This window comes from Bradyrhizobium sp. P2_E8 (assembly GCF_056403875.1).
In genome coordinates this window covers 1-9,587 of the sequence record NZ_JBFUES010000293.1, presented here as the reverse complement: position 1 = coordinate 9,587, position 9,587 = coordinate 1, and the positions used below count along the sequence as shown (strand labels likewise).

General features: G+C 58.2%; 11 protein-coding genes and 3 pseudogenes. 6 read left to right on the top strand and 8 right to left on the bottom strand.

The annotated features are described in order from the left end of the window. Window positions 1-181, top strand: a pseudogene (locus tag AC1D00_RS17835) (aldo/keto reductase); the annotation flags it as partial. 5 nt (window positions 182-186) lie between these two features. Here AC1D00_RS17835 and AC1D00_RS17830 read toward each other — a convergent pair. Next, on the bottom strand, window positions 187-1,086 hold the full coding sequence (locus AC1D00_RS17830; protein ID WP_477011556.1) for a LysR family transcriptional regulator: 900 nt from the start codon (window positions 1,084-1,086) through the stop codon (window positions 187-189). Window positions 1,087-1,237: 151 nt separating this feature from the next. Here AC1D00_RS17830 and AC1D00_RS17825 point away from each other — a divergent pair, with 151 nt between their 5' ends. Next, on the top strand, window positions 1,238-1,849 hold the full coding sequence (locus tag AC1D00_RS17825; protein WP_477011555.1) for an SRPBCC family protein: 612 nt from the start codon (window positions 1,238-1,240) through the stop codon (window positions 1,847-1,849). Between the two features lie 169 nt (window positions 1,850-2,018). Here AC1D00_RS17825 and AC1D00_RS17820 read toward each other — a convergent pair whose 3' ends face one another. Together AC1D00_RS17820 and AC1D00_RS17815 are read right to left on the bottom strand one after the other, a co-directional pair. After that, window positions 2,019-2,318, bottom strand: coding sequence for a hypothetical protein (locus AC1D00_RS17820; RefSeq protein ID WP_477011554.1), 300 nt, complete (start codon window positions 2,316-2,318; stop codon window positions 2,019-2,021). A gap of 121 nt (window positions 2,319-2,439) precedes the next feature. Beyond that, window positions 2,440-3,327 (bottom strand): NAD-dependent epimerase/dehydratase family protein, encoded by an 888-nt coding sequence (locus AC1D00_RS17815; protein WP_477011553.1) that lies wholly within the window; start codon window positions 3,325-3,327, stop codon window positions 2,440-2,442. 116 nt (window positions 3,328-3,443) lie between these two features. On the opposite strand from AC1D00_RS17815, the gene AC1D00_RS17810 reads away from it, so the two are divergent. Continuing rightward, on the top strand, window positions 3,444-4,283 hold the full coding sequence (locus AC1D00_RS17810) for a helix-turn-helix transcriptional regulator (protein ID WP_477011552.1): 840 nt from the start codon (window positions 3,444-3,446) through the stop codon (window positions 4,281-4,283). Window positions 4,284-4,357: 74 nt separating this feature from the next. Here AC1D00_RS17810 and AC1D00_RS17805 read toward each other — a convergent pair whose 3' ends face one another. Both AC1D00_RS17805 and AC1D00_RS17800 read right to left on the bottom strand, forming a co-directional pair. Next, window positions 4,358-4,531, bottom strand: a complete 174-nt coding sequence (locus AC1D00_RS17805) for a hypothetical protein (RefSeq protein WP_477011557.1) — start codon at window positions 4,529-4,531, stop codon at window positions 4,358-4,360. A gap of 285 nt (window positions 4,532-4,816) precedes the next feature. Then, a pseudogene (locus AC1D00_RS17800) lies at window positions 4,817-5,083 on the bottom strand (transposase domain-containing protein); the annotation flags it as partial. A 127-nt stretch (window positions 5,084-5,210) separates the two neighbouring features. On the opposite strand from AC1D00_RS17800, the gene tnpA reads away from it, so the two are divergent. The 3 genes and pseudogenes from tnpA (at window position 5,211) to tnpC (ending at window position 7,472) form a co-directional block, all read left to right on the top strand. Then, entirely contained in the window at window positions 5,211-5,642 is a 432-nt protein-coding gene (tnpA, locus tag AC1D00_RS17795; RefSeq protein ID WP_438744132.1) for an IS66-like element accessory protein TnpA, read from the top strand. Continuing rightward, window positions 5,639-5,995 carry an IS66 family insertion sequence element accessory protein TnpB gene (tnpB, locus tag AC1D00_RS17790; RefSeq protein WP_438744130.1) on the top strand — a complete coding sequence of 119 codons (357 nt, stop codon included), beginning with the start codon at window positions 5,639-5,641 and terminating at the stop codon, window positions 5,993-5,995. The genes tnpA and tnpB overlap by 4 nt, the downstream gene beginning before the upstream one ends. Before the next feature lie 123 nt (window positions 5,996-6,118). Beyond that, a pseudogene (gene tnpC / locus AC1D00_RS17785) lies at window positions 6,119-7,472 on the top strand (IS66 family transposase). Window positions 7,473-7,535: 63 nt separating this feature from the next. Here the strand turns inward: tnpC and folB are convergent. The 3 genes from folB to AC1D00_RS17770 all read right to left on the bottom strand — a co-directional run. Beyond that, window positions 7,536-7,919 (bottom strand): dihydroneopterin aldolase, encoded by a 384-nt coding sequence (gene folB, locus AC1D00_RS17780; RefSeq protein ID WP_477011551.1) that lies wholly within the window; start codon window positions 7,917-7,919, stop codon window positions 7,536-7,538. Window positions 7,920-8,572: 653 nt separating this feature from the next. Next, window positions 8,573-9,109 (bottom strand): sarcosine oxidase subunit gamma family protein, encoded by a 537-nt coding sequence (locus tag AC1D00_RS17775; protein ID WP_477011550.1) that lies wholly within the window; start codon window positions 9,107-9,109, stop codon window positions 8,573-8,575. Next, window positions 9,102-9,587 (bottom strand): glycine cleavage T C-terminal barrel domain-containing protein (locus tag AC1D00_RS17770; protein WP_477011549.1); only part of this gene is annotated, 486 nt, incomplete at its 5' end. The genes AC1D00_RS17770 and AC1D00_RS17775, both read right to left, overlap by 8 nt.

Below are 9,587 nucleotides of genomic sequence, written 5' to 3'. Positions count from 1 at the left end.
GGGAAGGAACGTCGTCGCAATACCCGGCTCGAAAAGCGTAAAACGGCTCGACGACAATCTTCGCGCACTGGACCTTGATCTTTCCGAGGTCGAAGTCGCCGCTATCGATCGTCTTGTTCCACCTGGTTCGGCCGCCGGAGAGAGATATCCGCCGGATGCGATGAAGAAGGTCTACCGCTAGCGTGGCTAGCCACACGCGTCCTTCACGACTGAAGCCACGAATTCGATGAAAGCTCTCGTTCGCGCCGGCAGCCGGTTGGTAGGTGCATAGAGGATCGATATTGGGGGCGCTTCGCTTTCAAGATGCGGGAAAAGCCGAACCAGCCTCCCGTCCGACAGAAAAGGACGTGCCACGAATTCGAGAGTTTGGCCGACGCCTAGGCCGGCAGCTGCGGCTTCAACCCGGGAGAGACCATCGTTGAAAGCGAACCTGCCCGAAAAGTGCATTTCGCTCTTCTTGGCGCCCGACCCGAATTCCCACTCCAGCCGCTGGTTCATGCGCGGCAGCAGGAAATCGACGGTCTGGTGGTTGGTGATGTCGTCCGGCGACGATGGATACCCGAACCTTGCCAAATAGGCCGGCGAGGCCACTGTGACGCGGCAGGTGGTGCCAAGTCGTCTGACGACCAAATCCTGATCTTCCAGACCTCCAATCCGTACTGCCACGTCGATCTTGTCGATGACGAACTCGGCCCGGCTGTCCGTAAACAGGACCTCGAGCTGGACGTCGGGATGCGCCGCGGCGAACTCGGCAAGTCTCGGCATAATGATACATCGCCCTACAGCGATATTCAGGCTTACGCGGAGCAGTCCCGATGCACCTTCAGTGCGCTTCGCGAGTGAAGCTGAAACCTGGTCGAGCTCCCCAATGACGCGACGACATGCTTCGAGAAATTCGGTCCCCTCGGGCGTCAGGGACACGCTTCTCCTGCTGCGATTGAGGAGCCGAACCTTGAGCTGTTGTTCGAGGCCCGCGATCCGTTCCGTTGCGGAGGCGCGAGAAAGACCGTGGCTTTCGGCGGCTCGCCAGAAGCTTTGAGTCTCGGCGATTCGAACAAAAAGTCGCAACGTATCGATCCGGTCCATTCATCACCAACTTTTGCGTTCGGAAAGACCAAACATCTTGTTCTCGACTGCGCCGTCGTTATTGACGAGATCTTTATCTATGACGGACGGACCCRCCGGATCGCCTGATCGAGATCCCGCTGACAATGCTACATACCGAGGGGAGTCATCAATGTCCGTCAAACTGAAATTAAATCGTACGTCGACCGCGAATCTGGTTGGTGCAAGCCTTATGTTAGGCGTTTGGGGGAGTCCCATCCTGGCCGAGACCAGCGCCCCCACACAAGTGGATCGGGATCTGGCCGCGCGGTCTTCCGAAATTCACTGGCCAGAAGCATTTACGCCGGCAGATGCCGATCTATTCGCGCATAATGAGATCGACGTATCGGCGCCATGCTCCGCGCTTTGGTACAACCTCGTGAATGCAGCGAAATGGCCCGAATGGTATCCAAACTCCAAAGATGTCAAGGTCGTCAACTCCAGCGCCGGTCTCCTGACTGAGGGCGCTACATTCGATTGGCAGACGTTCGGATTAAAGGTCAGCAGCCGGGTGCACGAGTTTGTCGTCAATAGCCGGCTGGGTTGGTTCGGAGACGCTCCTGACATCAAGGCGTATCACACTTGGTTTTTAAGCGAGCGCGGCGGGAGCTGCCATGTCATTACTGAAGAAGTTGTCAAGGGGCCGGGCGCCATAAAGCTGCGTCAGGCTGATCCCGGCGCTATGCACAACGGACATGACCTTTGGAATCAGGCTCTTAAGCAGGTCTCAGAGCGCAAGCCATAACGCAAAGCAATCCAGTTGGTCCATGGCTGGCGAAAGGAACGACGCGCTCAGCTTCGCCCCTTTCTGCCAAGCTTACTTCGATGGCGGAGCGCGGCTTCCCCTGAAGGTTTCGTATTCTACGACATTCACGAAAGCGATTGTCGCGTTCAGCCGCCCCGTGGAGCGAAACCTAGCGAAGATCAATATCGGTGTTGATAAAAGATGATGTGGCACGAAATGTCATTTGTCGGGCTTTCAATACGTAAGCGCGTATTTCCTCTATCTGTTTCTCCAGCGCTGGCGTGGTCACACCTCGCTCCTCGATCCAGACCTCGAGCTGCCGAAGTAGCTGCTCGAGCCGAGCGATGGCCTCCAACATCTCCTGGATGGAGCGCCGCTCGAATTCAAACAAAGCCTGGGATTTCGGCGATACATGCTTGATACCCTCCTCTTGTGCAGGGTTCATTTCGAATCGGATTATGTCGCCCATTGCGGTTCGCGTTCAGGTCCGAACATCTCTGCCCGTTCATTGTTTGAGCTATTGTTGCGGGACACGCATTGCCGCCCTTGGAGCAGCAACGCGCGCCGTGCGCTTACAAAATATTGGCGACCTAGCTCGGTGGGAGAGTCGCCTGGACCATGACTTCGAGACTGCTCGCCTGCACTCCGAGTAGATGCTCGGAGTCCTTTGAATCCAAAAGGAGCGGCTTCTCGAAAAGGTAAGCCATCTCTACGGCTTCACTGAAGCCGATGCCGTCTAGCGAGGCCGCGGAGAGCTGTCGAAGCTCTGGAGTATCAATCTTGAGGGCCTTGGCAAATTTCTCCACCAGCTCTCGGATCGAAGCATTCTGGCTTGGGACAAGAAACGCCCGCCCCCAGTCACCCTTGTATCGCGCTGCCGCTACGAGTGTCTTGGCGGTGTCCTTGGTGAATGACCAGGCGTGAACCGCGTCTAGGTCGCCCAAGAAGGAGACAGGCTCCCGCTTGAGAAGTGAAGGCAATGCGAGCAAAGAGAAGTATGTAATCGCTCCTTGGCCAAGATAGTCGCTAGCTCGGATCTCGACCGTAGGAACGCTCGACCGGAGCGCGCGCTGCCACATTATGTTTCTCACTGTGCCCTTCCTTGAAGTCGGATCCAATGCAAGATCCGCAGTGAGTGGGCTCGGTGCGTTCGCGCCATAACCATAGACGTTACCAAGAACAACGATCTTAGCGCCAACCGCTTCGGCTGCTTTGACGGTGCCGTCTATAATCGGAAAGAAATCAGTGGGCCATCTGTGATAGGCGGCCATGGCGCACATGAAGATAACTTCTGCGCCTTTACTAATTGCCGTCAACTGACGCGCGTCGCTGGCGTCGGCTGAAATGGTTCGCACTTTACCTGCGTTGATCGAACCGGCATTCCTGCTGGTCATGAGGACGTCATGTCCTTGCTCAGCCAGGAGGCGAGCCGTTTCCTGCCCGACCGGGCCGGCTCCCACGACAACGTAAGTGCTCATTTTAGACCTCATTCTGTTTTCGAAGAAACACACCCATTTTGTATTCGGAGCGGTTGAAATTCGAGCAGGATCCGCCAAATATTGAACACGTTCTGCCAAGAATTGGATGATCCCAAATGCTTAAAAAGATCGGATTTGCGCGCTCGCCATCGGTCGCCGGGCTGGCGGCCTCGCGCCGTCTGTCCAGCGCCAACGTATTGCATGCCGTCGACGCCCACCGGATTGTCTTGCATTTAAGCCCATCAACTCGGACGGTTTGTCGCGAGACTGGCTACGCTGCTCTGCGTGAAATTGGTCACATCGACCTCATTCCTTCGGGAGCGACGGGAGGGTTTGATGCAGAGACTCCGTATGAATCCCTGGAGATCCTTCTCTCGCCCGATGTACTGGACCGAGCCGCTGCTGAGACTGGGTACCACGGTGGTAATTTCAAGCTGGAAATGCGCCATATGTTGCGGAACGCGAGAATATTGCATTTGGCTCAAGCCGTTGGGACCGAATTGCTGTCCGATAGCCCGAGCGAAATCTTGTACGCGGAGAGCATTGGTACTGCTCTCGCAATTGAATTACTTGGGATGACTGCTCTTGAACCTGCAAAGCCTGGTCGTCTTTCCTCTCAACAGTTCAGGAGGGTCACTACCTATATCGAGGAGCACTTGGATCATCCTCTCACTGTTGAGGTATTGAGCCGTGAAGCAGGCGTCAGTAGCTCGCATCTGAGGGCGTGGTTCAAAGCGGCGAGCGGTCTGACCGTGCACCGGTATGTTTTGCGGAAGAGAGTGGAGCGGGCCCGGTTTCTTCTCTTGCACCACAATCTACGGCCAAGCCAGGTCGCACTGGAGGTTGGTTTTGCCCACCAATCGCACCTCTCGCTATGGATGCGAAGAGAACTGGGGTGTACACCCGGCAGCCTTCGAAAGAGGCTCTATGAAGTCCAGTCGGAGTCTTGCACGTAGATAGTGCTAACAATTGTGGCACTAAGGTCTAAGTGACAAAAGAACAAGATCCCTGATCTGCTACCTGCGTTCGGTCACTCGGGCGTCAGTAAGAAGGTCCCTATCAAGCAATGTGCTAGCGTGAACGCGTTTGAGAAATAAGACACAACGATCGAAACGATGGAAATCCATAGTTGCTCCGGATCGATACCCGGTCGTATCGTGCGGTCGGCTTTACCTCTTTCGAGAAGGCGAACAATTGCATCTATGGCGGACGGTTCGTCGCCCGAATTTGCTGATTAGGAAGGTGACGACCTCTGTTTCGGTGTTCGTCCGCCACTGTCGCAATCACGTCTCTTGGTTTGTTCAGATCATCGATGACTGTTTCAACTAGCGCGCCTATTGCGCCGCGCCCCGAGCGAGTCTCGAAGGTCAGGTTGGCGTCGTTCCGGTGGGCGAGCTCGCAACATTTCTCCAGCGAGTAGGGATCGTCCTTATGTACGCGTCCGGTGACGGCCCTGGTTAGGTCATCTTGAACGGATGGCTGACCGCGCTTATGCGGCCTGAGCGACGTTCTGAGGTCGCCAATTCCAGGGCATGAGTTCGTGGATGCGCTTGGCGGGGTGATCCGGTAGGCGCGCCAGTACGTCGGCGAGCCAAGCCTGCGGGTCGATGTCATTGAGCTTGGCGGTGGCGATGAGGCTGTAGATGGCAGCCGCGCGCCGACCGCCCTCATCGGACCCGGCGAAGGTCCAAGTTTTTCGCCCGATGGCGACCGCTCGTAGCTCACGTTCAGCAGCATTGTTCGACATGCAAAGCCTCTCGATCCGACGCGACCGCAAGTTGGCCGACGTACAGTTGAACGTAAGCGTCGTTCTGCTCCCACCTTCTCGCGGCGCATTGGATAGGTGAGTTTCACGATCTCTTTGAAGGGATCGGCTTGTGTCTATGCTTGACCATACGCTTAAGTCGGACGCGACGGCGCGCCGGCTGGAAGTGATCACGGAGACGGGACGCCGTCGTTGGTTCTCCAAGGACGACAAGGCGCGGATCGTCGAGGAGACGCTGGTACCAGGCGCCGTCGTTTCCGATGTTGCCCGGCGACACGGGCTTGCCCCACAACAAGTGTTCACCTGGCGTCGGCAAGCACGCCGGTTGCCGACGTCGATGGCTGACGATCCGCCGTTTGTACCGGCGGTGGTAGAGGCCATGGTACCGGCCGCGGCTGTTAGCCGTGAGCGCAAGACAGCGCGACGTAAGGCCAAGCCTGGTGTCGGGGGCATCGAGATCGAAGCCAAAGGCGTCACTATCCGGGTCGGCCGAGGCGCGGACGTGGCGCTGATTGCGGCCATCGTCCATGCGCTGAAGGCAAGCCGATGATCGGCCCGTCCGGCAATGTCCGGGTGATGGTGGCAACCAAGCCGGTCGACTTCCGCAAGGGAATGGAGGGGCTTGCCATGTTGGTACGCGAGCACATGAAAGCCGATCCGTTCTCGGGTGCTGTTTATGTGTTCCGTGCCAAGCGGGCAGACCGGATCAAGCTGATCTTCTGGGATGGTACGGGCTTGTGCCTGTTCGCCAAGCGGCTCGAGGAAGGCGTCTTCCGCTGGCCGAAGATCGAGGATGGCGTGATGCGTTTGTCGGCGGCGGAATTCTCGGCGCTGATCGAAGGGCTTGATTGGCGGCGTGTCCACGCGGCACGGGAAACGATCGTCCCGACGCAAGCTGGATAATTGTGGCCCGCGCTGCGGCGAAGTGAATCAGGGGGCATCGAGCACGTCGTCAGGCGGGCGCGAATATGCTGTGATTTGCCTGTGAGCGATAATCTTCCTGATGATCCAGAGACGCTGAAGGCGATGCTGCTTGCCGAGCGGCATGAGAGCGAGCGGCTGCGCCAGATCATCAAGGAGCTGCAGCGTCATCGCTTTGGCCGGAAGGCAGAGTCGCTTCCGGAAGAGCAGATGCTGCTGGGCCTCGAGGACGTCCAACAGGTCGCAGCCTGTACGGAAGCCAGCCAGGACGAGACAGCTCCGGAAGGTCGCACCGAACGGGCGCGCAAGCGCCGCGTCAATCGCGGAGCACTACCGGCGCATCTGCCGCGGATCGAGGTCGTGGTCGACCTCGACGCCAAAACCTGTCCCTGCTGCAAGGGCGACCTGCACCAGATCGGCGAAGACAAGAGCGAGCGGCTGGACATGGTGCCGGCGCAGTTCCGCGTTGTCGTCACCCGACGTCCCAAATACGCCTGTCGAGCCTGCGAAGATGGCGTCCTGCAGGCCGAGGCTCCGGCCCGGCTGATCGAGGGCGGCCTGCCGACGGAGGCAACCGTCGCCCAGGTTCTGGTGTCCAAATATGCCGATCACCTGCCGCTGTACCGGCAGACCCAGATCTATGCCCGCCAGGGCATCGCTCTCGATCGATCGACACTGGCGGACTGGGTTGGGCATGCCGCCTTCCATCTGCGCCCGCTGCATGAGCGCCTTCTCACTGTGCTTCGCGCGAGATCCAAGCTGTTCGCCGACGAGACGACGGTGCCGGTGCTCGATCCCGGTCGAGGGCGCGCCAAGACCGGCCAGCTCTGGGCTTATGCCGCCGACGACAGGCCCTGGGGCGGCCTCGATCCGCCCGGCATCGCCTACGTCTATGCACCCGACCGCAAAGCCGAGCGGCTGTTCAGCCATCTCGCCGGCTTCAAGGGCGTCCTGCAGGTCGATGGCTACAATGCCTACCCAAAGCTTGCCGAACGTGGCGAGGTGGAGCTCGCCTTCTGCTGGGTGCACATGCGGCGCAACTTCTACGAACTCGCGACAGCCGGCCCCGCTCCGATCGCGAGCGAGGCGCTCAAGCACATCGCCGCATTCTATGCGATCGAGAAGGAGATCCGCGGCTGCAGCGCCGAGGAACGTCGCCTCGTGCGGCAGCAGAAGAGCCGGCCTCTGGCCGACGCCTTCGAGGCCTGGTTGCGCGCCAAGCTCGATCCGCGGTATCAAACTTTGCCGTAAGAATGCACTATTTGCAGGATCCGACGGCGGCGCCGAGCATTGGGCCGTCGTCGCGTCCCTGGTCGAGACCTGCAAGATCAACGACGTCGATCCGCTCGCCTACCTCACCGACGTCCTGACCAGGATCGTCAACGGACATCCAAACCGAGACATCGACCTGCTACTGCCCTGGGCCTACCGCGATCAAGCCCTCAAAGCCGTGGCCTGAGAACGACGCTTACAGTTGAACGATGCGGTGCATGTATAATCACGCCGCTGTTAGGTCCTGCAATCAGGGAGCTGGGATTGACGGATGTCTGGATCGGGTTAGCAACACGCCAACATCGGCGAAAATGGCGGCTATTGGCGCGTGCGGCTTATGGATCGTAACGCTCACCGTGTGAACTCGGGGGAATGCTGACAGGATCGTGTCCGCGACGGCGCCAGCGGCGCACTCGACGAGTTTGTAGTTGGTGCTTTTGAATGCCGCGATTGTGACCCCTACCACATCAGAATGGGAAACGATATCGGAGCGTTGGTCGCTACGCGAAGCGTCGGGTAGATCGAGGAGAAGAGTTAAATCGATAGTAAAGCGTTGGCCGACCTTGGATTCATGGTCCATCACACCGTGTCGCGCATGCAGAAGAAGACCGCTAATGAAAATCGTGTCAGTCATCCCTGCCTTTCGATCGTTACTGTGACACGCAAGGCCTTCGGTGCTTCCACGCAGAGAAAAGCCTGGGACTCTAGTGAGTCCCAGGCAAGTCATGGGAGGAAACGCCTGATCCCAAGCTATCGAGCTTGAGGGATCACTGCGGAGAACCGAGAGGCCATACATCCAATCGATCGTCGATCTCGTCTTTAGCAGTCAGTGCATTTTCGTGTCAAGAAAAAAAGTTGCTGTAAAATGAAATCTCGCGGTCGCATTAGAGTTCGCGGTTGTGATGCCCTTGGGGCCGAACGTCACGGTGATTTATTGCAAAACAGATGTTCTAGCACATGAGCGAGGCCGCCATCCTACAGGCCACTAGCGCGAGTGAAGCTCCTCGTCAGCGCAGATGAGACAGACAAAATAAGTCAGACTGAGAGCAGGGGCAGAGAGCTGAAATGCAACCGCGCTGAGGACCCGCCGTCGCTGCCTCGCTCGGGATTCAACTTCTTCGACTCAGTTGCTTCCGTCCAACGCGTAGGATGGTCCTATTAGCTTTGATCCTTGACGACACCGGGTGGCTTCGCGACATCGTGAAAAACAAGTGTCTTGGCCAACGTCTCGGGCTCCATGAGTATGATAAGGCGCCTAAATTTAGCGCCAAAAAGGAACGGTTCAATCTAGCTTGATCTGCTCGCCTCTGCGCTCATGCGGACCAGATCGTCCCACAGACTTTCGGCGAAGCCACGCAGTACGATGAGTTCGAAAGCGTGGTCCGCGACGCGCGTCACAAGTGCAGCGATGTGGCCGATAAGCGTCGTCGCCGAACAGTCGACGGGAAAGGCGGATAGCGCCAGATCTATGCCCGTACCCTTCGCGAGTACATGCTCGACTGTCGGCCCGCTGATCAGGATTCGTACGCGTCCGTGGCTCTGGTCGATGCCGGCAGCGTCCGGCGCGAATCCATTGAGTAAAGCCGCCGTTTCCTGATGCGTCAGCTGCGCATCCCCCACGATGAACCATTGGCCTGGTGAAACATAACGAACAGATGGCGAGTTGCGAGATAGTTTCGCAAAGTGGGCCGCAAGATCGGCGCCGGACTTAGCGAGGACATGAATCACATGGCCTTCCGGTAGCGCCTTCAGGCTGATCTTATCGGCTTCGATCGGTTCTCTTCCAGCGAGAACCGAGCGTCGAGTGAGACGCAGATCACACATGGAGTTTCTCGTTTGTCGGATCGACAAAGACGGGACTGCATAGGCGACCTGGTGTGAATTCGTTGCACAAGCCATTCCAGATCACCACTTCTTCGCCATGCCGCTCGGGCCCGCACTTGACGAGCGCGAGACCAATTGTGGCGCCAACGTGCGGCGAGTAACAGCTCGAAGTGACATAGCCTTGGTCGTTTTCTAGCGAGGCCTCCGCGTCCTTGGCGAGGATGTGTGAGCCGGTGCGGAAACCAGTCTTCGGATCGAGCGCTACCACACCGACGAGCCGCGGCCGGTCAGGTGCCGTCAGTCCTTCGCGGGACAACATCGCTTTGCCGATGAAATCCGCCTTCGTGGCCGACGCCATCTTGCCAAACCCGAGGTCGGCCGGCACAACGGTACCGTTGATCTCGTTGTGAGTCACATGCCCCTTTTCAATACGCAACACCGATAGCGCTTCTAGGCCGTAGGGCTGAATGCCATGCTC

What these genes read in the sequence shown, in the direction of transcription:
- tnpB (WP_438744130.1), top strand. Translation starts at nt 5,639, where the DNA reads ATGATCGGCCCGTCCGGCAATGTCCGGGTGATGGTGGCAACCAAGCCG.
- AC1D00_RS17820 (WP_477011554.1), bottom strand. Translation starts at nt 2,318, where the DNA reads ATGGGCGACATAATCCGATTCGAAATGAACCCTGCACAAGAGGAGGGT.
- AC1D00_RS17775 (WP_477011550.1), bottom strand. Translation starts at nt 9,109, where the DNA reads ATGTGTGATCTGCGTCTCACTCGACGCTCGGTTCTCGCTGGAAGAGAA.
- AC1D00_RS17825 (WP_477011555.1), top strand. Translation starts at nt 1,238, where the DNA reads ATGTCCGTCAAACTGAAATTAAATCGTACGTCGACCGCGAATCTGGTT.
- AC1D00_RS17815 (WP_477011553.1), bottom strand. Translation starts at nt 3,327, where the DNA reads ATGAGCACTTACGTTGTCGTGGGAGCCGGCCCGGTCGGGCAGGAAACG.
- folB (WP_477011551.1), bottom strand. Translation starts at nt 7,919, where the DNA reads ATGACTGACACGATTTTCATTAGCGGTCTTCTTCTGCATGCGCGACAC.
- AC1D00_RS17810 (WP_477011552.1), top strand. Translation starts at nt 3,444, where the DNA reads ATGCTTAAAAAGATCGGATTTGCGCGCTCGCCATCGGTCGCCGGGCTG.
- tnpA (WP_438744132.1), top strand. Translation starts at nt 5,211, where the DNA reads ATGCTTGACCATACGCTTAAGTCGGACGCGACGGCGCGCCGGCTGGAA.
- AC1D00_RS17830 (WP_477011556.1), bottom strand. Translation starts at nt 1,086, where the DNA reads ATGGACCGGATCGATACGTTGCGACTTTTTGTTCGAATCGCCGAGACT.